Source organism: Streptomyces paromomycinus (genome assembly GCF_003865155.1).
Lineage (GTDB): Bacteria > Actinomycetota > Actinomycetes > Streptomycetales > Streptomycetaceae > Streptomyces > Streptomyces chrestomyceticus.
The window spans coordinates 9,187,970-9,213,134 of record NZ_BHZD01000001.1; the positions used below are offsets into that span (position 1 = coordinate 9,187,970).

The window sequence follows — 25,165 nt, forward strand, 5'->3', positions numbered from 1 at the left end:
CCCCGCAGAGCGCTGCCATACTGGCCGGCACACCTCGAAAGGGGACGGGACGATGACCGCTGCCACTGGCGAGGGCCCCGCCCCGCGGACGGCGTACGAGGTAGCCGCCGAGGTGACGGCGGGACGGCTCACGGCGCGCGGACACGCGGCCCGGGCGTTGCAGCCCCGTCGTCTGTCCCACGCCCGTGACCTGCGTGCCTTCATCAGCGTGGAGCCGGCCGGCGTGCTGGCCGACGCGGAGCGCGCCGACCGGACCCGTACGGATTCCGGCACCCGACTCCCTCTGCACGGCGTACTCCTGGCGGTCAAGGACAACATCGATGTGGCGGGGCTGCCCACCACCGGCGGGACACCGGCGCTGCGTCGGCACCGCCCGGCGCGTGACGCCGCCGCGGTGCGGGCACTGCGCGACGCGGGAGCGGCCGTCCTGGGCAAGGCCAACATGCACGAGCTGGCCTTCGGCGCGACCAGCGACAATCACGCGTACGGCCGGGTGCGCAACCCCTGGCGGCCCGACCGCCTGGCGGGCGGCAGCAGCGGCGGCACCGCCGCTGCCGTGGCGGCCGGCCTGGTCACGGCCGGGCTCGGCACCGAGACGGGGTGTTCCGTACGCCTCCCGGCAGCCCTGTGCGGGGTGGTGGGTTTCCGCCCGACGCCCGGCCGTTATCCCGCGCGGGGCGTACTGCCCTTGTCGTGGACCCGGGACACCATCGGCGTCCTGGCGCACACCGTCGAGGACGTCTGCCTCCTGGACGCCGTCATCACCGGCACGCACCCTGCCCGCCCCGCGCGCTCGGCGTCGCCGCCCGATCCCCGTACCGTGCTGCGCGGCCTGCGGTTCGGCGCTCCACGGCACCCTTTCCGGGACGGCATCGCCCCGCCGCTGTGCGCGGCACTGGACGCCCGGCTCGCCGAACTCGCCGCGGCCGGAGCCACCATCGTCGAAGACGAGCTGCCTGCTGGGACCCACTCCCATGTGGCGGCCGCCGGACTGCCCATCGCCCTGTACGAGGCGTCCCGCGCCCTCGACGGGTATCTCCGCGAACACGGGCTGCCCCTGCGCTTCGCCGATGTCGCCGCCCGGATCGCGAGCCCGGACGTCGCCCGGCTCCTGCGCCCGCTGCCCGGTGGCGGACCGACCGAAGACGCGTACGAGCAGGCGCTGACGGTCCACCGGCCCGCACTCGACGCCCTGTTGCACGCCCACCTCGCCGACCGCGGGCTCGACGCCCTCCTGCTGCCCACCGCGCCCGTGACCGCGCCACGCCTGCTCCCCGGCGAACACATCCTGCTCGCAGGCCGCCCGGTACCGGCGTTCCCCGCCCTCCTGCGCAACACCGACCCGTCGAGCATCGTCGGCTGGCCCGCCATCACCCTGCCCGCCGTTCGCGACGAACACGGGCTCCCGTTCGGCATCGACCTCCAAGCCCCGACGGATGGGGACTTGACACTCTTGGAGGTCGCGCGCGCCTGCGCGGCACTGTGGGGACTGCCGCACCGCGGCAGGGTGGCACCCCTCCGGTACACCCCTTAGCGTTGCCACCCATGACGAACGTCTTCCCGGCCTCCGCATCAGCCCCCACGCCTTCCGCCGACGTGCACCTCGGCGGACGTACTGCCCTGGTGACCGGTGGCGGCAGCGGCATCGGCAAGGCGTGCGCTGTGGCGCTGGCGGCGGCGCACGCCACAGTGCACGTGGTCGACAAGGACGGCGAGTCGGCCAAGGCTGTCGCCGCGGAGACCGGCGGCCGGGCGCACGTCGTCGACCTGGCCGATCCCGTCGCGATCGAGTCCTTGCCCGCCGAGGTCGACATCCTCGTCAACAACGCCGGATTCCAGCATGTGGCCCCGCTCACCGAGTTCCCTCCGGAGCGGTTCGCGCTCATGCAACAGGTCATGGTCACCGCGCCGTTCCTGCTGCTGCGCCGCACACTGCCGCACATGTACGCGAACGGCTGGGGTCGCGTCATCAACATCTCCAGCGTCCACGGTCTGCGGGCGAGCGCCTACAAGAGCGCTTATGTCGCCGCGAAGCACGCTCTGGAAGGACTGAGCAAGGTCACCGCCATCGAAGGGGCGGAGCACGGCGTGACGAGCAACTGCGTCAACCCTGGTTACGTGCGGACGCCTCTGGTCGAGAAACAGGTCGGCGACCAGGCCGCGGCTCACGGGATCGACGCGTCGGACGTGCTCACCGACGTCCTGCTGGCCCGGTCGCCGATCAAGCGGCTGCTGGAGCCCGAGGAGGTCGCCGCGGCCGTGCTGTGGCTGTGTTCTGCGCACACCGCGTACATCAACGGTGCTTCCGTCCCGCTGGACGGCGGCTGGGGAGCCGGCTGACCTCAGCCGCCGCAGAATGCGAAGCAGCCGATTTCCCGTCAGGAAATGCCCTCGCTAAATGCATTTGGCCTTCTGCGGGATCGCCCGCACCGCGTCGCCGAGGTCGACCAGCGTGTCCCCGGCAGCGGTCGTCGCGTCCGCCGTCACCGTCACTTCGACGGCAGGATCGCGCCCGTAGGTGAGAAGGGTCTTCTTGCTCTTGCCGCCGCCCTCGCCCTCGCTCGACGAGTCGCTTCGCAATACCCAGTCGACTCCGTTCACGTTGAGGCACAAGTCGGTGGTCGGCTTGGGCGGCTTCATGCCGCAGCGGAGAATGACGGCCGAATCTCCCCAGGCCGCAACTCCCTCCCCTTCCGCATCGGTTCGGTCCTCTCCCAGGAGCTTGCGCGGGTAGTTCCGGGCGATGTTGTCGCAGAGCGGCTGGCCCGCGTTCGGTGCGCTCTCGATCACCGGTGGGGAGGGAAGGAGTGAAAAGGCGAGTACTCCGGCCGCGACGAGGGCGATTCCGCCTACGGCCCCGCCCGTGATGAGGGCCTTCTTCGACGGTGGAACCACTTCTCGCCACGCCTTCTTCGGTCGAACAAGTCAAACGGCGACTCTAGCCGTGCCGGGCAACATTAATGCTTGTTCAGGGTGAAATTCCCATAAGGCCGGGAAGACCGTACCGGCTCAGGCCGTCCGGGCAGGCGGCCGGCCGGGACCGGGCAGATGCGGCGCGAGTTGCTTTGCCATGGCGACGAGTGTGCGGTCCGCCAGGTAGGGGCCGATGATCTGAACGGCCAGCGGCAGCCCGTCGGCGGTCCGGCCGGCCGGCACGACCACGGACGGCAGGCCCACCAAGCTCGCCAGGTTGACCCAGCTCGTCTGGTCGAAGAACGGGCGCCGCACGCCGTCCACCGTGATGAACCGCTGCGGCGGCGGGGTGCCGGTCTGGTCGGGCACGGCCGCCGTCGGCGCCGCCGGGGTGATCAGGACGTCATGGTCGGCGAAGTAGCGGTCCCACGCGGCCCGCAGCTTCTGCCGCGCCTCGTCGGCGACGCACCAGTCCCGGTGCCGCATCGTCCGGGAATGCAGGAACAGACCGGCCGGGTCGTCGGCGGGGATCTTCTCCGCCGCCGCCACATCGGCGGCGAACGCGCTGTCCGTGGCGGTGGCGGAGCCCGTGGCGAACAGGAGGCGCTGGAACAGGGTGTTGCTCTCGGCGAAGTCGACGGGCCGGGTGACGTCGTCGACGCTCGCACCGACGGAGCGCAGCAGCGTGGTGACCCGATCGAGAAGCGCACGGGTCTCGGCGTCGACGCGGCAGTAGGCGTCGTCCGCCCAGACGCCGACGCGGTACTGGGCCAGTTCGGTCCTGGCGGGGGCCGGGAGAGTGATCGTCCACCCGCTCCGGTCGGCGGGGGCGGGCGCGACCAGCACGTCCAGGAGGAGATCGAGGTCGTCGGCCGTACGGGCCATCGGGCCGAGGGTGACCATGTCGCTGCTGGTGGCCCAGCCGGGCAGGCGGGGGATGTGGCCCCGTACGGGCACGACGGGCGCGGCGCCGCGGGAGGTCCGCAGCGCGTGCACACCGCAGTACGCGGCCGGCAGGCGCAGCGAACCGGCGAGGTCGGAGCCGACTTCGAGACCGGTGAGGCCGGTGGCGACGGCGGCGGCCGCGCCACCGGAGGAGCCGCCCGCGGTCCTGGTGCTGTCGTACGGGTTGTCCGTCTTCCCGAAGAGGGGGTTCGACGTCTGGATGTCCTGGCACATGACCGGCACGTTCGTCTTGCCGACGAGGACGGCGCCGGCGGCGCGCAGGAGGGCGACGGCGTCGGCGTCCCGGTCCGGTACGTGGCCGGAGAGGTCGGGGGAGCCGCTGGTGGTGCGCATGCCCTGCGTCTCCAAGGCGTCCTTGACCGTCATCGGGAGACCGTGCAGCGGGCCGAGGGGCCGGCCGGTCCCGGCGAGGTGCCGGTCCGCCCGGTCCGCGGCAGCGCGTGCGGCGTCGGCGTCGAGGGTCACGATGGCGTTGACCTGCGGGTTGGCTCGCGCGATGTGCCGGAGGTACTGCTCCAGGAGGTCGCGGCTGCTGATCTCGCGCCGGCACAGTGCGGCGACCTGTTCGCGGGCGGGCGCCAGGTGGAGAGCTTCGGCGTCGGCCTTCCGGGCGCCGGACCGGGGCCCGGGCCGCGGGGAGGAGGGGGCGGTCGCGGCGGCCGGTGTGGTGATACCGGTGGAGGCGATGAGCAGGGTGCGGCGGGGGATCACGTGGGGGCTCCTGGTGCGGTGCTCGGCGCTGACTGCGGGGACAGGGGCAAGGACAGGGGCGAGGGCAGGCGTTGGGGACGTCGCCCGGGACGGGCGGGAGCGCCGTCCCGGAGGGCAGGGGGACGTTCCAGGGATCAGGACGTCTGCTGCCCCGCGCCGGGCTCCACCGCCGTACGGGCATCCCCCGCCGTACGGGCGTCCAGCACCGGCCGGGCGTCCAAGTTCTCCCGCAGCCGACGCAGCACCGAGAGGGCGACGTGCAGGTCCTCGGACGGGATGTCCCCGGCCAGGTGCTCCAGCCAGCGCTGTTCCAGGGGGCGCAGATCGTCCAGGGCCTGCCGGCCGCCCGGGGTGAGTTCGACCAGCGGGCTGCGCTGGTCCTGCGGGTTGGGGCGGGTCGTCACGACGCCTTCGGCCCGTAGGCGGTCGACGGTCTGCTGGACCGCCTGGCGCCGCAGTCCTCGCTCCCGGGCCAGGCGGGCCACCGTCGACGGCCCGTCCAGCAGCAGCCCCGCCACCTGCCAGCGCGCCGAGGTGAGCCCCGCGTGGGCGGAGAGCCAGTCCCCTTCGCGCAGCAGGCGGCCGTTGACCGCGAAGACCTCGGCGGTCACCTCGACCAAGGCGTCGACGTCCACGTCCGGGGGTGAGGAATCCATGGCCACAGCGTAGATCCCCGGTCCCACGGGGAGTTCCGCGCCTCCGGGAACGGCCTCCTGGAGGGCGCCGCTCCGGGAAGAACGACAAGGACTTGTCGAAATCCGCTCCGGTGATTACGCTCGGCGTCCGGCCGGGGCGCCGACCGCGGGCAGACAGCGAGCAGCAGGCAGCGAGCAGCAGGCAGCGAACAGCAGGCCGTGTGCAGAAGGCAGCGGACAGGCTGCGCGGACGGCGCCGTGACCCCGGCCTGGAGAGTGAGGCACCGTGTCATCCGCGCATCCGGGCACCGCCGACGAGGCCGCCCAGACAGGCGGGACGTTCACCCACCGGCAGATCCTGACGGCCATGTCGGGGCTGCTGCTGGCCGTCTTCCTCGCGGCCCTGGACCAGACGGTCGTCGCCACCGCGATGCGCACCGTCGCGGACGACCTCCACGGCCAGACCGAGCAGGCCTGGGCGACGACCGCGTACCTCATCGCCTCCGTGCTGGCGATGCCCTTCTACGGCAAGCTCTCCGACATCCACGGGCGCAAGCCGATGTACCTGATCGCGATCGCCGTGTTCGTCGCCGGATCGGTCCTGTGCGGTACGGCCGGGTCGATGACCGAACTCGCCCTCTACCGGGCGGTCCAGGGGCTGGGCGGCGGCGGGCTGATGTCCCTGCCCACCGCGGTGGTCGCCGACCTCGCGCCGGTACGGCAGCGGGGGCGATACTTCGCCTTCCTGCAGATGGCCTGGGTTGCGGCCAGTGTCGTCGGGCCGCTGGCGGGCGGGACGTTCGCGGAGGCCGGTGAGGTGTTCGGCGTGGACGGCTGGCGGTGGGTGTTCCTGCTGAACGTGCCGCTGGGGCTGCTGGCCCTGGTCACCGTACGCAGGGCCCTCGACCTGCCGCACCAGCGCCGGGAGCACCGGATGGACGTACTGGGGGCCGTGGCGCTGGCCCTGTTCCTGGTGCCGCTGCTGATCGTGGCCGAACAAGGCCGGTCCTGGGGCTGGACCGCGCCGGTCTCCCTCGTCCTCTTCGCGCTGGGCGCGGCCGGACTGGCGCTGTTCGTCCCCGTCGAGCTGCGGCGCGGCGACGAGGCCGTACTGCCGCTGCGGCTGTTCCGGCGCGGTGGCATCGCCCTGTGCTCGGCGGTCAACTTCACGATCGGCGTCGGCATCTTCGGTACGGTGACCACCCTGCCGCTCTTCCTCCAACTGGTGCAGGGGCGGACGCCGACCGAGGCGGGGCTGGTGGTCGTCCCGTTCATGGTGGGCACCATCGCCTCCCAGGTCGTGTCCGGCAAACTGATCGCGGACTCGGGCCGGTTCAAGAAGCTCGCCGTCGTGGGCCTGGGGTCCATGGCCGGAGCGCTGCTGACGCTCGCCGCGGCCGGCCCCACGACCCCGATGTGGGGCATCACGCTGACCGTCGGCTGGCTGGGCGTCGGTATCGGACTGTCCCAGACCGTCATCACCCTGGCCATGCAGAACGCGGCGCCCAAGAGCCAGCTCGGGGTGGCGAACGGCGCGTCCGGTCTGTGCCGGCAGATCGGCGGCTCCACCGGCATCGCGGTCCTGTTCTCCGTCCTGTTCTCGGTGGCGCTCGGCCGCCTGGCCGACCTGCTGCACTCCGGCCGCTTCGAGAGTGTCCTCACGGACCCGTCGGTCACCGGGGACCCCGCCAACCACCGCTTCCTCGCCATGGTCGATTCGGGGCGCGGTACGGGCATCGACCTCGACGACACGTCCTTGCTCCAGGGCATCGACACCAGGCTGGCGCAGTCGGTCACCGAGTCCTTCGCCCACGGCTTCCACGTCGTGTTCCTCGCGGCCGGAGCCGTGCTGCTGGCCGGCTTCGTCCTCACCTGGTTCCTGCGCGAACTCGATGACGGCACCCGGACACCGGAGCGCGCGCTCCGGGCAGTGAAGTAGGCCCTACGGGCGCGCAGGCTCTCCTCACGGCCCGTCACCTGAACGGCCGAGTGAGAAAGCCCGTGGCGTGCCGGGGAGGGACGATGGGCACGCGGGAGGGGACCGTCTCTGTCCGGCTGCCCCGGGAGCCCATCGTGACCTGTTTCGACCGACGAGACCTCGGCCTGCTGCTTCTGCGTGTGGGCACCGGCGGAGTGCTGGCCGCGCACGGCGCGCAGAAGCTCTTCGGCTGGTTCGGCGGTGGCGGCATCGAGGGCACCGGCCAGTTCATGGAGTCCGTCGGCTACGCGCCGGGCAAGGCCAACGCCACGGTCGCCGGACTCACCGAGGCCGGCGGCGGCGTACTGCTGGCGCTCGGGCTGGCCACCCCCGCCGCCGGCGCGGCCGCGGCGGGCGCGATGGCGGGTGCCGCCGCCGTACACACCCCCAACGGGTTCTTCGCGCAGAGCGGCGGCTACGAGCACCCGGCCTTCCTCGGGCTGACCACTGTCGGACTGAGCGTCACCGGACCCGGGCGGATCTCCCTCGACCACGCGCTCGGCCACTCCGTCAACCGCGGCTGGATGGTCCCGGTGGCCCTCGCGGTGACCGGAGCGGCCACGGCGCTGGTCGTGGGCACGCGCAACAAGCGGGCCCGGCAGGTGGTGGAGGGGCCGGAGTGACGGCCTCCCGCTCGCTCCTGTGACGTCCGACGTCAGGCCCCTGCCTCGGGCTCCGGTACGCGGGTGAGGTGGAAGTAGAAGTCCTCCGGATCGCCCTTCTTGTCCATCACGCACAGCAGGACGTCGTCGGTGAGACGGCGGAAGTGATCGATGACCGGCAACTGGTCGTAGACCATCGCCGCGGACTGCTTGCCGCGGTGGACGACCTCGCGCAGCGAGGCCAGGCCCGATTCCGTGTACGAGTAGACCGCCCCGCCCTCGTCGCGGCAGAGCAGCGGCTCCACGTGGTCGGCGTCGACGAACCGTTTGCCGTACCACCGCATCTTCGTCAGCAGCTCGGCGTTCTCGCCGGTGTGCTCGAAGGCGCCGCCCCGCCACGTACCGATCAGGAAAGCGGTGTCGACGGGGGCCAACCTGTCGAAGAGGGCCGCGAGTTCCGCGGTGTCGTACGTGCCTCCGGACGCGACGGCGTCCAGGACTTCCTGCTCGGTACCCATGGGCGGGGCCTCCTTCGGCCGGGAGACGGACGGGACGGACGGGACGGGCGCGGTACTGCCCGGCAGGGGAGGGGCGGCGGCCGGGCCGGGCCGTACGGGGTCGAAGCGGTGGTACATCCGGGCGTGCCAGATCACCACCCGTTCCAGTGCCACCGCGGAACCGTACCCGGCGGCGGTGAGCGGAGCCAGGGCCCGCAGGCAGCTTTCCAGCCCCGCGTCGGCGCGCTCGTACGCCTCCCGTTCGGTCAGGCCGAGGGCCAGGGCGTCGGGCTTGCCCTCGGCCTGCTCCCGGTGGTGGCCGCGGAGGTCGTTGAGCAGCCGGATCGCGGTCGCGGCCGCGTGCAGCGCGGTGCGCAGCACCGGCAGGCGGCCGGCCAGGCCGGGCTCGTCCAGGAGCGCCCACAGGGCGGTGACCTGCTGTTCGACGCCGATGCTCCAAGCGCCGTGCCGGAGGTAGTCGGTCAGCCCGGGCAGTGTGCCGCCGGCGGCGGCCGTCCGGGACGTCTCGTGTTCGTACCGCATGCCGGTCAGGGTCTGATGCATGCTTTCGCGCCACACGGCGAGGAGTTCGGGCCGTCCGTCCCCGTCCACGTCCCGGATGATCTCGGCCAGAGCGCGCGCCACGGGATCGTCGCTGCCGCCGTCGTGCCCGTCGAGGATCCGGTGCCAGTCCTCGACGCGGGCCGCGGGCCAGTCCGGGCCCGGGCAGCCGGGCGCTGCGGGCGCGTCCAGGACGTTGTCGATGGCCATCAGCCAGACCGTGAGCCGGGACATTCGCAGACAGGTGTCGGGCGGCAGCCACGGGGTGAAGAACGCCGTCTGCAGGCACATGAGGGGGACCAGCGCGGTGTCCACGGGTAAACCGTGCTTTTCCAGCCAGTTTTCGAGCCTGGGCATGTTTTGCAGAGCGGCGGAGCATGTGTCCGCCATGGAGACGATCTCCGGGGGAGGGTGGCCGGCCGGCTGTGAGGTGTGCACGCCGTCAGGTTATGTCCCGGGAGTCCGGGCGCGGTCCGCCGCCCCGTACCCCGGCGCGCTCCGGAGCCGCCGTGCGCGGCCGGGCCGCCCGGTCGTCTCCCGGCCGCCCGGCAGTACGCGGGAACGGCCGTCGCGCTGACGGCGCGTGTGTACGAAGCACAAGCGGGACCAGCAGAAATCGAGGCAAGATGTCAGCAGGACGCGCGTTACCGCACCTACCGGTCGCCCGCTTGTCACCCACGCTCGCACCACGGGTGAACCGTTCCCTCGCCCTCGCCACCCGGCATGCCCTCACCACCCAGCGGGACAACGGCTCCTGGCTCGCCGTCCCCGGCCCCCGGATCACCGAGACCGCGCTGTGCACCCTGGCCCTGGCGTGTTCACCGCAACCCGGCGCAGGGCACGCCGCCGCCCGGGGCCGGGCCTGGCTCGCCGCCGGAGCCGCCCCGCAGGACCACCACCCGGTGGCCCGGGCCGTGGAAAGCGCGCTGCTCTCCCTGGCCTTGGGCGCCGACGGCTCCATCGACGTGAGCCACCCCGCCTTCGATGACCCGGCGCTGTCGGCCCGGGCCCGGCTACTCCAGGCCCTCGCCCTGCGCGCCGGCCGGACGGTTCGCGGCGGCGCCGGACCCGACGCGCTGCGCACGGAGCTGGCCGCCGCGGTGGCCGCCCCGGGACGGCTCAAGCGCTGGTCACGCGTGGAACTCTGGTCCGCGCACGCCCTCGTGGCGGCCCACTTCGGAGACCGCAAGGCCGCCCTGCAGGCCGCCCGTACGATCGCCGACCAGCAGTCCCCGGCGGGCGACTTCTCCGCCAACCCGGTCACCACGGCTCTCGCGTCGCTCGCCCTCCAGTCCGCGGCGCCCGGCACCGCCGCCGCCCGCCGCTGTACGGAGTACCTCCTCACCAGCCAACACGTCGACGGCACCTGGCGTTTCACCACCAGCGACGTCTGGGACACCGCGCTGGCCGTGCGCGCCTTCCGGGGTGCGCCGGACTTCGACCGCCATGCGCTGCCCGCCGCCGTCACCTACCTGGTCGCGGCGCAGAACCCGGACGGCGGCTGGCCGTTCCGGCTGGGCGTCGAGTCCGACAACGACACCACCGGGGCCGCCCTGATCGCCCTGGACGGCGCGAGCGGCGCTCCCGGCGGGGTGATCCGGGCCGGGGTGCGGCACCTGGCCCGGCAGCAGCGGGACGACGGGCTCTGGCGCACCTGGCAGTCCGCCGGAGATCCCCCGGTGGACGACGTGATCGCCCATGTCGTCACCGCGCTGGCCCGTCACTCCGGCCGCCACCGCGTGGACCTGGCCCCGGCGCGCGCCTGGCTCACCGGACGCCTCGTCGGCCAGGGACGCTGGCACGCCGGCTGGTACCGGGGCCTGGCGTACGCCACGGCCGAAGTCCTCCCCGCCCTCGACACCCCCGCACCGCCGGACGGCCATGCCGCCGCCCGCGCGCTGGCCGGAACCCGTAACCCGGACGGCGGGTGGCCCGTCGAGGCAGGCGGCCCGAGCACGCCTGCCGCCACCGGCCTGGCGCTGGCAGCTCTGGAACGGGGCGGACTCCGCGACGAAGACCTCTGGGCGCCGGGGCTGACGTACCTCGTGGAGACCCAGCGCGACGACGGCACCTGGCCGGGCGTACCGCTCATGTACGGCCCGCGGCCGCTCCTCACCCACTTCCCCACGCACACCCACGCGTTCACCGTGGAGGGCCTCTTCGCCGGGCAGCGCATGCTCCGCGCCGCCGCGCGAGGCGGCTGCCTCCAGCCCCACGGGGAGGAGCTGTCCTGCGGCCGGACGGGAGGGGGACCGGCGTGAACAGCAGCGGTGCACGGCCGGCCGCGCGCCCCCGGCATTCCTCCGCCGACGCCCCCACCGAAGCGCCCGTCGCTCCAGGCCGCGTCCCACTGGCCGGGCACGCCCCGCGGTTCCGGCGGGACGCCCTGCGCTTCGTCCGCGAGCAGCGGCACCACGGCCCGGTGACGAAGGTCTACATCGGCCCGCGGCCGGTCCACGTCGTCAACTCCGGCGAGCTGGTACGGGAACTCCTGACCGCCCAGGCCCGTTCCTTCGACAAGGGCGCGATGTTCGACGCCCTGCGCGTCCCGCTGGGCGACGGGCTGATCACCGCTGCCGGGGACCGCCACCTCCGCCACCGCCGCACGATGCAGCCCGCCTTCCACCACGACCGGATCGCCGGCTACGCCCGCACCATGTCCGAACGCTCCCTGGCACGCTCCGCCGCCTGGGAACCCGGCACCACCCGCGACCTGGTGCCGGACATCCACCGCCTCACCCTCGACATCCTGCTGCGCACCCTCTTCGCGGACCACCAGGACCCCGAGCTGCGCACCGCCGTCAAGGACTGGCTGACCGTCAAGTACCACTCCATGCGCCTCGCCCTGTCCCCCCTGCACGCCTGGGCGGAACGCCTCCCGCTGCTGCCGGGCTGGCGGCCGCCGGACGACGGCCCGCTGCGCAGGCTGGTGGCCGTCCAGCAGCGGATCGTCGACGGCTACCGCGCCGACGGCCGGGACCGCGGCGACCTGCTCTCGATGCTCCTGCTCGCGGGCGGCCCGGAAGGCGCCCTGACCGACACCGAGGTGACCGACGAGCTGATCACCCTCTTCCTGGCCGGCACCGGCACCGTCAGCGCGTCACTGGCCTGGGCGCTGTACGAGATCTCCCGCCGCCCCGACGTCCAGCGGCGCCTGCACGACGAGTTCGACACCGTCCTCGAAGCGGGACGGCCGCCCCGCTTCGAGGACGTACCCGCGCTGGTCTTCACCCGGCAGGTACTCACCGAGACCCTGCGGCTGCACCCGCCGTCGTGGCTGCTGATGCGCCGCGCCGTACGGCCGGTCACACTCGGCGGCGTACGGCTCGCCCCGGGCGCCGAGGTGTTCTTCAGCCCGTACGCCCTGCACCACGACCCGCACCTGTACGAGGACCCCGAGCAGTTCCGCCCCGACCGCTGGCCGCCGGACGCGGCCGCGAAGCCGCCGCGGCACACCTATCTGCCGTTCGGCGCGGGCAGCCGTCTGTGCATCGGCGAGGACTTCGCCTGGACGGAACTGACGCTGGCGGTGGCCGCGTTCACCGCCCACCGGCGCCTGGAGCCGGTCGCCGCCGCGCCCGTACGCCCCCTGGTCGGCACCGTCCTGCGCCCGGACCGGCTGCTGCTCACGGCGCACCCCCGCACTTCCTGACCCCTTCCGCCCCACTCTAGGAGCCGCACATGACCACGCCCCTCCCCACGTCCGGCGACGGAACCCGGCCCGGCCGGCTGCGGGACCGGGTCGCCCTGGTGACCGGCGCCGCCTCCGGAATCGGCGCGGTGTGTGCGGAGCGGCTGGCCGCGGAGGGCGCCGTGGTGGTGGCCGCCGACCTCGACGAGGACGGTGCCGCCCGGGTGGCCGGGCAGATCACCGCGGCCGGCGGCACCGCCCTGGCCCGCCGGGTGGACGTCACCGACCTGGACAGCGTCACCGGCGTCGTCAAGGAGGCCGCCACCATGGGCGACGGCCTGCGCATCGCGGTCAACAACGCCGGGATCAGCGGGCCCCTCACCCCGCTGGCGGAGCTGTCACCCGCCGACTTCGACGCCGTGACGAAGGTGAACCTCTACGGCGTCTACCACGCGATGCGCTGCCAGCTCCCCGCGATGGCCGCGACGGGCGGCGTCATCGTCAACCTCTCCTCCATCGCCGCCCACTCGGCCTTCCGCGGTCACGCCGCCTACGCGGCGGCCAAGCAGGGCGTCCTCGCCCTGACCCGGACCGCGGCCCGCGAGTACGCGAACCACGGCATCCGGGTCCTGTCCGTGTCACCGGGTGTCGTCGGCACCCCGATGGTCACCTCGCTGCCGCCCGGCAGCACCGACAACCTCATCGCCTCCGTCCCGCTGCAGCGCACCGCGCAGCCGGCCGAAGTCGCCGCCCTCATCGCGTTCCTGGTGTCCGACGACGCCTCGTACATGACCGGCAGCGACCATGTGGTGGACGGCGGATACCTGGCCAAGTAGCACGAAAACCGCTGGCGGCGCCGATCTCGTGGAACTTACCCTGCGGAGGCGGTCGCTGCCGTCAACTCAGGCCGGCGGCCCCCGGCTCCGGTCCGCGGAGCCGGCCTCCCGCAGAAAGGACCGGCAGACGTCCGTGGACCCAGCCGACTTCTACACCGGCCTCGTCGCCGAGTCCTTCGCCCCGCTACGGTCCTTCTCCCCGGACCCCGAGGTCTGTGCGGCCTTCCTCCGTGAAGTGGGCGGCCCGGCCCTCGAACTGGGCTGCGGAGACGGTGACCCGCTGCTCGCCCTGCGTCGCCGTGGCCTGGACGTCGAGGGCGTCGACTCGTCCGCCGACATGCTGGAACGCTGCCGCCGCCGGGCCGACGAGGCGGGCGTCACCGTCACCGTCCACCATCAGCGGATGGAAGCGCTCAGCCTGTCGCGCCGGTTCCAGGCGGTCTTCCTGGCCGGGCCCACCTTCAACCTGCTGCCGGACGACAGTGTCGCCGCGGCCGCTCTCCACAGCATCCGCCGCCACCTGGCCGACGGCGGTACCGCGCTGATCCCGCTGCACGTCCCGCCCCCGACCCCCGCCGACCGGATCGGGCAGGTCCGCTCCGCTCCCGCCGACGACGGCGCCGAGCTGCGGTTCTCCGTGGTGTCGGAGCAGCGCGACGAGACCGCGCGCACCAGGACCACCGTGCTGCGCTACGAACGCCACGGCCCTGGCGGGCCCACCGTGGTGGAACGTCCCTGGCTGCTGCACTGGTACACCCGCTCCGGCTTCGAGAAGCTCGCCGCCGAGGCCGGGCTGCGTACGGTGTCGGTGACGGACGCGGACGGCAATGCCGTGGAGGGGGACGCTCCGGACATGGTCTTCCGGCTCCGCGCCGCCTGATGCTTCCGGGCCGTCTGGTGCTTCCGGGCCGGCCGGCGTCTTCCGGGCCGGCCGAAGTCTTCGGAGCGCGCGACGTCTTCGGGGCGCGCGACGATCGCCGTGCCCGGCCGTGCCGGAACGGTCACGACGAGCCGTTGTCGAGGCGGAGACGGTGCGCGATGACGTCGCGGGCCACGTCGAGGAGAGCGCGGTCCTGGGCGTACGCGTGGGCCCGCAGCCGCAGGAGGGCCTGGTCGAGGGCGACCCGGAGCTGGACGGAGAGGACGCCGGTGGCCTGGTGGACCTCGGCACGGTGCAGGGCCAGCCCGGCGCCGTGCTCACCGGTGAGCAGTCGCGCGGGGGAGGCGTACAGCAGCAGGTTCAGCGCGGCCCGCGCGAACCGGTCGGTCGCTGCTGTCTGCTCGGCGCTCGGGGCACCGGGCCGGGTGCGGTAGGCGGTCAGGACACCGACGGACACGACACCCAGGAGCAGCGGGACGGCCACCACCGTACGGACGTCGGTACGGGCGGCGGGCAGGAACTGGGGCCAGCGGCCGACGGGCGTGTTCCGCAGGTCGGGTTCGATGACGGTACGGGCGGTGTGCAGCGCCTCCAGGGTGGGCCCTTCCCCGAGGACGTACTGCAGGTCGTCCATGGCCGGGCCGAGCCGGTCGGCGGCATCGTCGGACCACAGGAGCTCCAGCTGGCCGCGGGGCGTGGCCAGGCACAGGGTCAGGGCGTCATGGCCGAGCAACCGCGCGGCGGTTCCCGGACTCACGCCGTTCAGGCCCTGACCGGTGCGCGCGGCATGGCGCAACCGGTCGAGCAACGTCTCCCACTCGGCGGGTGACATGGCTACCTTTCGTGGCGGGCGCGGCCGGCGCGGCCGGCGTGCGCGGCGCCGGCGGTGCGTGCGGGACGCGGCCCGTCCGGCCGGGACATCACGGCTCGGACAGTTCGGAGGGTACGGTGCCCTGGGCGACACTCGCCGCCAGGTCGGTGAGTTTGAGCTGCCGGGCGCGGGCGTGCGCGCGCAGCCGTACGAAGGCGTCGTCCAGACTCAGCCCCAGCCGTTCGGACAGCACCCCCTTGGCCTGTTCGATCACCAGGCGGCTCTCCAGCGCGGTGGACAGCTGCTGGATGAGGACGGCCTGGTCGTGCAGGTCGTGCTGGTGGCCGAAGCAGGCGGCGGTGGCGTCGGCCAGCGCCTGGGCGATGCGCAGGTCGTTGGCGGTAGGGATCTCGGTCTCCTGGCCGCTCATCAGGTTGAGGGCGCCGGCGGTGGAGCCGGGGGTGCGCAGCGGGACCGCGGCGACCGCGGTGACCCCGACGCGCCGGGCGCGGCGGGCGAAGCGGGGCCAGCGCATCGCCGCGGGGCCGGTCAGCGGCGCCGGAGCCAGGGCGGTACCGCCCCGGGTGGCGTCGAGACAGGGCCCCTCGTCCAGTTCGATCTGGACCTCTTCCAGCCGGCGGCAGCGTTCGTCGGAGGCGGTGGCGTACTCCACCCGCCCCAGATCGTCGACGACGGTGACCCCGGCTCCGGCCACCGGCAGCAGGCTCGTGGTGTGTTCGGTCAGGTCGTGCAGCAGCTCCAGCGGATCGAAGTCCGCGTTGCGGTGCACCAGATCGCGTACCGCTTCGGCGATACGCGCCTCACGTTCGGTCGCAGGCATGAATGGCCGCCGATCGGCAGGCTCCCGCCTCCACGACGAGGACGCGGGGTCTCGGCGCGCGCCCGCGGCGGTGGGAGAAGGAAGTCCGGTCTCAGGGACCGCTGATGCCCGCTGACAGGAATTGCCGGCCGCCTCGTCTCTCACCTGGCCCATCCGGGACCGTCGCGTCGGCCGGTTCCACCCGGCTCTGGACGGTCTCACGGTGCACCCCTCACGGTAGCGCTCCGGCCGGAGCGCGGACAGGGAAGGCCGGTGCTCGCGCGAGCCGTTGGTGATACGAGGATCCGGCCCGCCCCCCGTACGTGCCCGGCGCCGCGCGCGGCCCGCCTCGTTCCCTTACGGCCGGCCCGCGCCCCGGTCCGAGCGGAAGAGGACCCACAGCAGGAAGGGGCCGCCGAGCACACTGGTGACCACGCCCACCGGGATCTCGACGGGGGCGATCACCCGCCCCAGCGCGTCGGCACCGGCGATCAGCGCGCCGCCCACCAGGCCGGAGGCCAGTACCGGTACGCGTGCCCGGCCGCCGAGGCGGTCGGCCAGTACGGGGGCCGCGAGGGCGACGAAGGCGATGGGGCCGCCGATGCCCGCGGCGACGCCGGAGAGGACCACCGCGAGGGCCAGGGCGAGTGCCCGGACCCGCCGTACGGGCACGCCGAGCCCGGCGGCGGTGTCGTCGTCGAAGCGCAGCAGCTGGAGCCGGTTCCCGGCGGCGAGGGCGAACGGGAGCAGCACGAGCAGGATCAGCAGCAGCGGTGTACCCACCGACCAGTCGCGCCCGCTGAGGCTGCCGACCGTCCACAGGAAGACGCCGCCGGCCGTGTTGTCGTTCTGGCGGGACATGACGAGGTCGGTGACGGCCCCGACGACGGTCGAGACGCCGATGCCGACGACGAGGACACGGTGCCCCCGGTGGCCCGCACCGCCCGCGCACAGCACCACCAGCGCGGCGGCCAGTACGGCGCCGACCGGCCCGAGCCACCACTCGCCGATCATGCCGGTGGACGAGCCGACGACGGAGGCGACGACGGCCGCGGTGGCGCCCTCGTTGACGCCGATGAGGTCGGGGGTGGCGAGACGGTTGCCGGCGAGGGTCTGGGTGAGGCAGCCGGCGATGCCCAGGGCCGCGCCGACCAGGACGCCGACGGCGATCCGGGGCAGCCGGAAGTCCTGGACCAGCAACACCGTCGCGGGGTCGCCGGTGCCGAACAGGCCGGAGAGCGTCTCGGCGAGGCTCATGCCGGTGGAGCTGGCGAACGTACCCAGCGCGACGATGACCAGGATCAGCGCGCCGAGCGCGACGGCGACCAGCGAGCCGCGGCGCGGGAAGAGCCAGGAGAAGGCGCCGGTCCGCAGGACGAGGCTGTCGGGGGGCGTGACGTCCGGGGCGGTTCCTCCGGGGCGGGCGGAGGCCGCCGGCTCGCCCGTCGTCGGTTCCGTCATGCCGTCCCTCCCGCCGTGGACATCCGCCGGGAGCGGGCGATCCAGATCAGCAACGGCCCGCCGACGAAGGCGAGGAGCACGCTCACGGGGGTTTCCCAGGGGCGGATGGCGATCCGGGCGAAGATGTCCGCCGCGATCATCACGTCGGCGGCGATCAGCGCCGACAGGGCGAGCTGTGCGGCGATCCGCGGGCCGGTGACGGCACGGGCGGCGTGCGGGGCCAGCAGACCGAGGAAGGCGATGGGGCCGGCGATCGCCACCGCCGACCCGGCCAGCAGGGTCACCGCCCCGGCGACGACGACGCGGACCGGCCCGGGGCGGTGCCCCAGGGACCGCGCGCTGTCGTCGCCGAGCGCGAGGGCGGCCAGCGGGCGGGCGGCGCCGAAGGCGATCAGCAGGCCGGCCACGACGAGCGGGATCAGCGGGTAGGTGTCCGAGGTCTTGATGCCCGCCAGGGATCCGATGGTCCAGTAGCGGAACGTGTCGAAGGTGGACTGGGTGCTGAGCAGGACGTAAGAGGTCATGCCGTGGAAGGTGGCGCCGAGCGCGGAGCCGGCGAGCACCAGCCGCAGCGGTGACGCCGCGGCCCGGCCGGAGGCAGCCAGCAGCAGGACCACCGCGCTGGCGGCCATGCCGCCGACGAGGGCCCAGCCGAGCAGGGCGTAGGAGGAGTCCACCCCGAAGTAGGTGAGGCCGATGACGACGCCGAGTGCGGCGCCGGAGTTCACGCCGAGCAGACCGGTTTCGGCCAAAGGGTTGCGGGTGACGGCCTGGAGGAGGCAGCCTGCGGCGCCGAGGGAAACACCGACGAGGACGGCGGCGAGGGTCCGCGGCAGCCGTACGTCGAGGACGGCGAGCCGCAGTTGGGCGTCGGCGCGGGCCGCCGGATCGCCCAGGAGGAAGTCCCACGCACGCGCGACCGGGCTGGATCCGGTACCGATGAGCAGGGACAGCAGCACCAGGACGGCCAGCAGCACGGTCAGGGCGACCGCGGCGGTCAGGATGCGCCGGCGGTGGCCGGACGCCCGTGACGGAGGGGGCTGGGTGTCGCCCACGGGGGGCCCGGCCTCTTGCGCAACCAACATAAGGTTAGCCTAACCTAAGGCTTGACCGGGGCTTTCGTCGCCCGACAGGCCCGGACACCGGGGTTCCCCCGGCATGCCCGGCACCCGCTGTTCCGTCAAACGCCGTCCCGGCGCCGGACTTCACCACTCGGAGAGCACAGACATGTCCACCCACACCCTGCCGCGCGTCCGCCGGACCGCGGCGGCCGTCGCCACCACCGCTCTGGCGCTGGCCCTCACCGCCTGCGGAGGGGACGCGTCCGGTTCCGGGCAGGCGAAGACCGGCGGCGGCAAGGTCACCGTCACCGACGCCACCGGCACCGAGGTCGAGGTGCCCGCCGAGCCCGCCAAGGTGGTCGCGCTCAGCGAGCTGGATCTCGATTCCGCGCTGGCCCTCGGGGTGAAGCCGATCGGGCTGACCGCCGGCCGCGGCCAGAAGGGCGCCCCCGGGTACCTCGCCGACCGGGCCGGGGACATACCGGTCGTCGGTGCCGTCACCGGCCCCGACGTCGAGAAGGTGCTGCGCGCCAAGCCCGATGTGATCCTCGCCGGGCAGCTCGCCGACCCGAAGGTGCTCCAGCAGCTGAAGGCCGTCGCGCCGACCGTCGTCACCGTCGGCAAGGACAAGGACTGGAAGAAGGCGCTCGACCTGACCGGCCGGGTCCTCGGCAAGCAGAACGAGGCCAAGGCCTTCCTCACCGGCTATGAGAACAAGGCCGCGGCCCTGAAGAAGAAGCTCGGCCCGCGGGCCGGCGCCACCGTCTCCGTCGCCCGCTACTCCGCCAAGGGCACCGCCGTGATGCAGCAGGGCGTGTTCATCAGCGACGTCCTGAAGAACCTCGGCTTCCAGCGGCCCGGCATCCAGAACGAGCGCGGCCAGGGCCACTCCACCCCGATCAGCGACGAGGACATCCAGCAGATCGACGGCGACTGGCTGTTCATCGGGACCCTCGCCGCCAAGGGCAAGGACGCCGACCTGTTCGCCGAGCTGAAGACCAAGCCCGCCTACCAGCAGCTCGGCGCGGTCCGCGAGGGCCACGCCACCGAGATCGACGGCTCCAAGTGGACCAGCCTCGGCGGCGGCCTGGCGGCCCTGTCCGTCCTGGACGACATCGAGAAGGCCATGGCCAAGTGACGCCCGGCGCCCGGCCGGACGGGCTCACTCCGCCCGGCCCGGCGCCCGCCCGTGGCCGTACGCACCGGCAGCAACCCGCCCGTACCCGCGAGTCCCGGCCGTCCGCCGGCACTCCGGCAGCACGCCCTCAGTCACCACCGGCCCCACCCCTCAAGGAGAACCACCTGTCATGGCTCTGACCATCGACCACCTGCGCGCGGACGTCGCCGACGTGCTGGGCGAGGACCCGGCCGACATCCCCGTCGACGAGAACCTCGTCGACTACGGCATGGACTCGGTCCGCATCATGGCGCTCCTGGAACGATGGCGGCGCGACCACGGCACCCGGGCCGGCTTCGTGGACCTCGCCGAGCAGCCCGCCATCGAGGCGTGGGCCCGCATCCTGGGCGCGGACTCATGACGGCGCTGCTCGACGCCGCCGCGGCCGGCCGGCACCTCACCGCGGAAGGCCTGCCGCTGACGGCTGCCCAGACCGGTCTGTGGTACGCGCAGGCCCTGGACCCGGCGAGCCCCGCGCAGAACACCGCCGAGTACCTGGAGATCCACGGCCCGGTGGACCCGGCGCTGTTCTCCGACGCGCTGCACCACGTGGTCGCCGAGGCCGACGCGCTGCGGGTCCGGATCGTCGAGACACCCGAGGGGCCCCGCCAGCTCCCGCTGACCACCGGCCCGGCGCCGCTGCCCCTGCATCTGGCGGACCTGCGCGCGGAGGCCGATCCGGACGGCGCGGCGCTCGCCTGGATGCGCGCCGACCTGGCCGAACCGTTCGATCTCGCCGCCGGACCGCTGTTCGCGCACGCGCTGTTCCGGGTCGGCGACACCCGCTGGCTGTGGTACCAGCGCGTCCACCACGTCGTCATGGACGGCTTCGGCTACTCGCTGCTGGCCCGCCGCACCGCCGAGGTCTACACGGCGCTCGCGACCGGCGAACCCGTTGGATCCGACCCCTTCGGGCGGCTCACCGACCTGGTCGACGACGACGCCGCGTACCGCGCCTCGGACACGTACGAGGCCGACCGGCGGCACTGGAACGAGGCGTTCGCGGACCGGCCCGAGGCCGTCAACCTGGCCGGGCGCACCGCCCTGCCCTCCCGTACGCACCTGCGCCGCACCGCCTACCTGGGGCCCGAGGCCACCGAACGGCTCAAGGAACTGGCCTCCTCGGTCCGCGCCACCTGGCCCGACGTGCTGATCGCCGCCCAGGCGCTGTATCTGTCCCGGGCCACCGGCGCCGAAGAGGTCGTCCTCGGGCTGCCGATGATGGGCCGGATGGGCTCGGTGGCGCTGCGCGTCCCCGGCATGGTCATGAACGTCCTGCCGCTGCGGCTGACTACCGGCCCGCGCGCCACCTTCGCCGAACTGACCCGCCAGGTCGTCCTCGGCATCCGCGCGGCCCGCCGCCACCAGCGCTACCGCTACGAGGACATCCGCCGCGACCTGGGCCTGCTCGGCGCCGACCGGGCGCTGGTCGGGCCGCTGGTCAACGTCATGCCCTTCGACTACGGCCTGGACTTCGCGGGCGCCCCGGCCACCGCGCACAACCTCTCCACCGGCCCGGTCGACGAGCTGACCGTCAACGTCTACGACCGCGCCGACGGCCGCGGCCTCCGCCTCGACTACGACGCCAACCCCGCGCTGTACGAGGACCCGGAGCTCGGCCGCCACCAGGAGCGGTTCCTGGACCTGCTGTCCCGCCTCGCGCACGCCGACCCGCACGTCCCCCAGGGCGAGCACGGCATCGCCACCGCGGCTGAACGGTCCCTGGTGCTGGAGCAGTTCAACGCCACGGCCCGTGACCTGCCGCCCACCACGCTCGTCGGGCCCATCGAGGCACAGGCCGCCCGCACCCCCGGCGCCACCGCGCTGGTCTTCGGGGACACCAGCTGGACGTACGCCGAACTCGACGCCCGCGCCAACCGGCTGGCCCGGCACCTGGCGTCCCTGGGCGTACGGCCCGGCACGCTGGCCGCCGTCGCCGTACCGCGCTCGGCGGACCTCGTCCTCACCCTGCTGGCCGTGCTCAAGGCGGGCGGCGCCTACCTGCCGCTGGACCCCGACTACCCCGCCGACCGGCTCGCGTACATGCTCGACGACGCGCGGCCCGTGTGCGTGATCACCGACCGGGACGACCGCGTACCCGGCGACGGGCAGCGGCCGGTGGTCGTCCTGGACGGCCTCGACCTGGGCGCGTACTCGGGCACCGTTCCGCCGCGCCCGCTCACCCCGGACCACCCCGCGTACGTCATCTACACCTCCGGCTCCACCGGACGCCCCAAGGGCGTCGTGGTCAGCCACCGGGCCATCGACAACCGGCTGCGCTGGATGCAGGGGGAGTACGGCCTGGAACCGGGGGACCGGGTGCTCCAGAAGACGCCCTCCGGCTTCGACGTGTCCGTGTGGGAGTTCTTCTGGCCGCTGCGCCAGGGCGCCACGCTGGTGGTCGCCGAGGCCGGCGGACACCGGGACCCCGCGTACCTGGCCCGCGTCATCCGTGAACAGGGCGTCACCACCTGCCACTTCGTGCCCTCCATGCTCCAGATGTTCCTGGCCGAGCCGGAGACGGTGAACTGCACCGGGCTGCTCCGGGTGTTCTGCAGCGGCGAGGCGCTGCCGCGCGAGACGGCACGGGAGTTCGCGCGCGCCCTGCCGGACGTGGAACTGCACAATCTGTACGGCCCCACCGAGGCGGCCGTCGACGTCACGTACCACGCCTGCGCACCCGACGGCGAAGGTCCGGTGCCCATCGGAGCGCCGGTCTGGAACACCCGCCTGTACGTCCTGGACGCGGCGCTGCAACCCTGCCCGCCCGGCATCCCCGGCGAGCTGTACCTCGCGGGCACCCAGCTCGCCGACGGGTACCTGGGACGGCCCGGCCTGACGGCGACCCGCTTCGTCGACGATCCCTGCGGGCCCGACGGCGGCCGGATGTACCGCACCGGTGACCTCGCCCGCTGGACCGACCGCGGCGAACTGCTCTACCTCGGCCGCACCGACCACCAGGTCAAACTGCGCGGCCAGCGCGTCGAACTCGGCGAGATCGAGGAGGCCCTGGCCGCCCTGCCCACCGTCGCCGCCGCCTGCGCGGTGGTACGCGAGGACCGCCCCGGCGACCAGCGGCTGACCGGCTATGTCACGTACGAACACCGCGACGGCGAGACCCCGCCCGACCCGGAGGAACTGCGCGCCGCGCTCGCCCGCACGCTGCCGGAGCACATGGTGCCCACCAGCGTGGTCGCCCTGGACGCGTTCCCGCTCAGCCCCAACGGCAAGCTGGACCGCAAACAGCTCCCGGCCCCTTCCTTCGAGGCCGGACCCGGCCGCGCCCCGCGCACCCACCGGGAGGAGACCCTCACCCGGCTGTTCGCCGAAGTGCTGGGTCTGCCCCGGGTCGGCGTGGACGACGCGTTCTTCGACCTGGGCGGCACCTCCCTGCTGGCCGCCCGGCTGATGGCACGGGTACGGGACACGCTCGGCACCAGCCTGGCCATCGGCGCCCTCTTCCAGGACCGCACTCCGGCCGCGCTCGCCGCCCGCCTGGACGGCGACGGGGAGGGCGGTGACGCCCTGGACGTCCTGCTGCCGCTGCGCCCGGCAGGCGATCGCGTACCGCTGTTCGTCCTGCATCCGGCGGGCGGCATCAGCTGGTGCTACTCGGGCCTGCTCTCCCGGCTCGACCCCGCGCAACCGGTGTACGGCCTCCAGGCGCGCGGTCTGGCCCGGGACGAGCCGCTTCCGGCGACGATGGAGGAGATGGCCGCGGACTACGTACGGCAGTTGCGTACCGTGCGGCCGCACGGACCGTACCGGCTGCTCGGCTGGTCCGTGGGCGGCGTCCTCGCCCACACCGCGGCCGTACAGCTCCAAGAGGCGGGGGAGCGGGTCGAGTTCCTCGCGCTGCTGGACGCCTACCCCTCCGACCAGTGGCGGGACCAGGCCGTCCCCGAAGAGGCCGACGCGCTGACCGCGTTGCTGCGGATGGCGGGGTTCGAGCGCACCGGCGAGCTGACCCGCGAGGACGTCCTGGAGACGCTGCGCCGTGAGGGCAGCGCGCTGGCCGGGCTGTCCGACCGTACGCTGTCCGCCGTTGTCGACATCGTCGTCAACAACGCCCGTCTCATGCGGGAACACCAGCACCGGGTGTTCACCGGCGACGCGCTGTTCTTCACCGCCGCCGCCCCGCGTGCCGAGGACTGGCTGACGCGGGACGCCTGGGCGCCGTACATCCGGGGCGGGCTGGCCAACCACGACGTGGACTGCCTGCACCCGCAGATGACGCAGCCGCGCTGGATGGACGGGATCGCGGCGGTGGTCGCGGGGCGTCTGGCGGAGCTGGACGGCTGAACGAGCCGCCCGGACCGGCGAGTCGGGCACATCGCGCCGGTGTGCCCGACTCGCCTTCCGCGCCCCGCCGGTCCCGCCGAGGGAGTGAAACTTAGGTAAGGCTAAGCTAATCTTTGACCGCGTCGGGTGGATCTCCCCCGACTGTCCTGCCCCGCCCGCCTCTTCAGGAGGAGTCCAGACCATGAGCGCCCTCAAGACGCAGCCCCGCTCCGCCGCCCGCCGTCTCGTCCGCAACGCCACCGCCCTCGCCGTCGCCGCGGGCAGCGTCCTGGCGGTGAGCGGCACCGCCGTCGCCCACGACCGGCCCGCGCACCGGGCGTCGTACCAGGTGGACACCGCGCAACTGGCCACCGGGCTCTACCAGTCCGCCTACTCCGAGCGCCACCACGTCCTGTGGACCACGACGGCCGTCGGCCGGCCCCCGGTCACCCAGTCCAGACTGCTGAAGGTCGACCCGAAGACGCTCAAGACCAAGGCCGCGTACACCCCGCCGGTCACCGACCAGGCGACCGGCGCCGTCGAAGCGGTCTACGGCGTCGCCGTGGACGACGAGCACGACACCGTATGGACCACCAACACCCGCAACAACTCGGTGGCCGTCTACCACCAGCGCACCGGCAAGCACCTCGCCACCCTGCCCGACGTCGCCCACGCCCGCGAGATCGTCGTCGACAAGCGCCACGACCTCGCCTGGGCCAGCGGCTTCGGCGACGGCTCGGTCGTCGCCTTCGACACCCGCACCTTCAAGGAGAAGAAGCGCGTCAAGGTCGAGGGCGCCGGCACCGCCGGACTCGCCGTGGACACCCGCACCGGCACCGCCTACGCCACCGACCTGACCAACGACCGGATCATCGCGGTCAGCCCGTACAAGGCCGAGCCGCGCTTCATCCCCACCGGTGACGCCCCCATCGGCATCGAGCTGTCCGCCGACGGCCGCACCGCCTACACCGCCAACCAGGCCGCGGGCACCCTCTCGGTCGTCGACCTGCGCAAGGGCACCGTCACCCGGACCGTCACCACCGGCGCGGGCGCGATCTCCGTCGCCGCCGACCACCGCTCCGGCCGGGTCTTCGTCGCCAACCGGGGCAGCGGCACCACCACCGTCGTGGACCCGAGGAAGGGCACCGTCCTGGCCGACCTGGCCACCGGCCCCAACCCGAACCACGTCACGGTCCGCCGCGGCACGGCCTACGTCGTCGACAAGTCCGCCGCCGGCGCCGACCGGATCGACTCGGTGCACCGCATCAGCCTCACGCGCTCCCACTGAGGCCGGTACCGCCGCGCACGCGCCCCTGAGTCCGGTTCCGCCGCGCACGCTCCCGG

Annotated in this window: 20 protein-coding genes; 12 read left to right on the top strand and 8 right to left on the bottom strand. The window is 73.6% G+C overall.

Features of this window, described 5'->3' with window-relative positions; all coding sequences use genetic code 11:
* The first annotated feature begins 52 nt into the window (after positions 1-52).
* The gene (locus OEIGOIKO_RS39045; RefSeq protein ID WP_125058015.1) at positions 53-1,534 is read left to right on the top strand and encodes an amidase family protein; all 1,482 of its coding nucleotides are present in this window, start codon (positions 53-55) and stop codon (positions 1,532-1,534) included.
* 11 nt (positions 1,535-1,545) lie between these two features.
* Positions 1,546-2,340 (top strand): 3-hydroxybutyrate dehydrogenase, encoded by a 795-nt coding sequence (locus OEIGOIKO_RS39050; RefSeq protein ID WP_125058016.1) that lies wholly within the window; start codon positions 1,546-1,548, stop codon positions 2,338-2,340.
* Between the two features lie 54 nt (positions 2,341-2,394).
* On the opposite strand, the gene OEIGOIKO_RS39055 is transcribed toward OEIGOIKO_RS39050, so the two are convergent.
* From OEIGOIKO_RS39055 to OEIGOIKO_RS43695, 3 genes are all read right to left on the bottom strand, one after another.
* The gene (locus OEIGOIKO_RS39055) at positions 2,395-2,790 is read right to left on the bottom strand and encodes a DUF3515 family protein (protein ID WP_170251979.1); all 396 of its coding nucleotides are present in this window, start codon (positions 2,788-2,790) and stop codon (positions 2,395-2,397) included.
* A gap of 219 nt (positions 2,791-3,009) precedes the next feature.
* Complete coding sequence (locus OEIGOIKO_RS39060) at positions 3,010-4,590, bottom strand: amidase (RefSeq protein WP_125058018.1); 1,581 nt, start codon at positions 4,588-4,590, stop codon at positions 3,010-3,012.
* Positions 4,591-4,724: 134 nt separating this feature from the next.
* A complete protein-coding gene (locus OEIGOIKO_RS43695; protein WP_125058019.1) occupies positions 4,725-5,246 on the bottom strand; it encodes a MarR family winged helix-turn-helix transcriptional regulator in 522 nt (173 codons plus the stop codon).
* A 265-nt stretch (positions 5,247-5,511) separates the two neighbouring features.
* On the opposite strand from OEIGOIKO_RS43695, the gene otr(B) reads away from it, so the two are divergent.
* Positions 5,512-7,164 (top strand): oxytetracycline resistance efflux MFS transporter OtrB, encoded by a 1,653-nt coding sequence (gene otr(B) / locus OEIGOIKO_RS39070; protein ID WP_125058020.1) that lies wholly within the window; start codon positions 5,512-5,514, stop codon positions 7,162-7,164.
* Positions 7,165-7,298: 134 nt separating this feature from the next.
* Positions 7,299-7,826 (top strand): DoxX family protein, encoded by a 528-nt coding sequence (locus OEIGOIKO_RS39075; protein ID WP_125058021.1) that lies wholly within the window; start codon positions 7,299-7,301, stop codon positions 7,824-7,826.
* A 32-nt stretch (positions 7,827-7,858) separates the two neighbouring features.
* Here OEIGOIKO_RS39075 and OEIGOIKO_RS39080 read toward each other — a convergent pair whose 3' ends face one another.
* Positions 7,859-9,220, bottom strand: coding sequence for a DUF4334 domain-containing protein (locus OEIGOIKO_RS39080; protein ID WP_246177857.1), 1,362 nt, complete (start codon positions 9,218-9,220; stop codon positions 7,859-7,861).
* A gap of 335 nt (positions 9,221-9,555) precedes the next feature.
* On the opposite strand from OEIGOIKO_RS39080, the gene OEIGOIKO_RS39085 reads away from it, so the two are divergent.
* The 4 genes from OEIGOIKO_RS39085 to OEIGOIKO_RS39100 all read left to right on the top strand — a co-directional run bounded on the left by OEIGOIKO_RS39085 (position 9,556) and on the right by OEIGOIKO_RS39100 (position 14,210).
* The gene (locus tag OEIGOIKO_RS39085; protein WP_125058022.1) at positions 9,556-11,124 is read left to right on the top strand and encodes a prenyltransferase/squalene oxidase repeat-containing protein; all 1,569 of its coding nucleotides are present in this window, start codon (positions 9,556-9,558) and stop codon (positions 11,122-11,124) included.
* Positions 11,121-12,515: a cytochrome P450 gene (locus OEIGOIKO_RS39090; protein ID WP_125058023.1), complete on the top strand. Its 1,395-nt coding sequence runs from the start codon at positions 11,121-11,123 to the stop codon at positions 12,513-12,515. Before OEIGOIKO_RS39085 ends, OEIGOIKO_RS39090 begins: the two co-directional genes overlap by 4 nt.
* A gap of 29 nt (positions 12,516-12,544) precedes the next feature.
* Positions 12,545-13,330, top strand: a complete 786-nt coding sequence (locus OEIGOIKO_RS39095) for an SDR family NAD(P)-dependent oxidoreductase (RefSeq protein WP_170251980.1) — start codon at positions 12,545-12,547, stop codon at positions 13,328-13,330.
* Between the two features lie 133 nt (positions 13,331-13,463).
* The gene (locus tag OEIGOIKO_RS39100) at positions 13,464-14,210 is read left to right on the top strand and encodes a class I SAM-dependent methyltransferase (protein ID WP_125058024.1); all 747 of its coding nucleotides are present in this window, start codon (positions 13,464-13,466) and stop codon (positions 14,208-14,210) included.
* Positions 14,211-14,331: 121 nt separating this feature from the next.
* Here the strand turns inward: OEIGOIKO_RS39100 and OEIGOIKO_RS39105 are convergent, their stop codons facing one another.
* From OEIGOIKO_RS39105 to OEIGOIKO_RS39120, 4 genes are all read right to left on the bottom strand, one after another.
* A complete protein-coding gene (locus OEIGOIKO_RS39105) occupies positions 14,332-15,042 on the bottom strand; it encodes a GAF and ANTAR domain-containing protein (RefSeq protein WP_125058025.1) in 711 nt (236 codons plus the stop codon).
* 88 nt (positions 15,043-15,130) lie between these two features.
* Positions 15,131-15,862, bottom strand: a complete 732-nt coding sequence (locus tag OEIGOIKO_RS39110) for a GAF and ANTAR domain-containing protein (protein ID WP_125058026.1) — start codon at positions 15,860-15,862, stop codon at positions 15,131-15,133.
* Between the two features lie 336 nt (positions 15,863-16,198).
* Positions 16,199-17,302, bottom strand: coding sequence for a FecCD family ABC transporter permease (locus tag OEIGOIKO_RS39115; protein WP_125058027.1), 1,104 nt, complete (start codon positions 17,300-17,302; stop codon positions 16,199-16,201).
* On the bottom strand, positions 17,299-18,387 hold the full coding sequence (locus OEIGOIKO_RS39120) for a FecCD family ABC transporter permease (protein ID WP_246177858.1): 1,089 nt from the start codon (positions 18,385-18,387) through the stop codon (positions 17,299-17,301). Before OEIGOIKO_RS39120 ends, OEIGOIKO_RS39115 begins: the two co-directional genes overlap by 4 nt.
* Before the next feature lie 142 nt (positions 18,388-18,529).
* On the opposite strand from OEIGOIKO_RS39120, the gene OEIGOIKO_RS39125 reads away from it, so the two are divergent.
* From OEIGOIKO_RS39125 to OEIGOIKO_RS39140, 4 genes are all read left to right on the top strand, one after another.
* Positions 18,530-19,501, top strand: coding sequence for an ABC transporter substrate-binding protein (locus OEIGOIKO_RS39125; RefSeq protein WP_125058028.1), 972 nt, complete (start codon positions 18,530-18,532; stop codon positions 19,499-19,501).
* 169 nt (positions 19,502-19,670) lie between these two features.
* On the top strand, positions 19,671-19,901 hold the full coding sequence (locus tag OEIGOIKO_RS39130; RefSeq protein WP_030018483.1) for a phosphopantetheine-binding protein: 231 nt from the start codon (positions 19,671-19,673) through the stop codon (positions 19,899-19,901).
* Complete coding sequence (locus OEIGOIKO_RS39135) at positions 19,898-23,842, top strand: non-ribosomal peptide synthetase (RefSeq protein ID WP_125058029.1); 3,945 nt, start codon at positions 19,898-19,900, stop codon at positions 23,840-23,842. The genes OEIGOIKO_RS39130 and OEIGOIKO_RS39135 overlap by 4 nt, the downstream gene beginning before the upstream one ends.
* Before the next feature lie 181 nt (positions 23,843-24,023).
* Positions 24,024-25,109, top strand: a complete 1,086-nt coding sequence (locus OEIGOIKO_RS39140) for a YncE family protein (protein ID WP_125058030.1) — start codon at positions 24,024-24,026, stop codon at positions 25,107-25,109.
* The last annotated feature ends 56 nt before the right edge of the window (positions 25,110-25,165 follow it).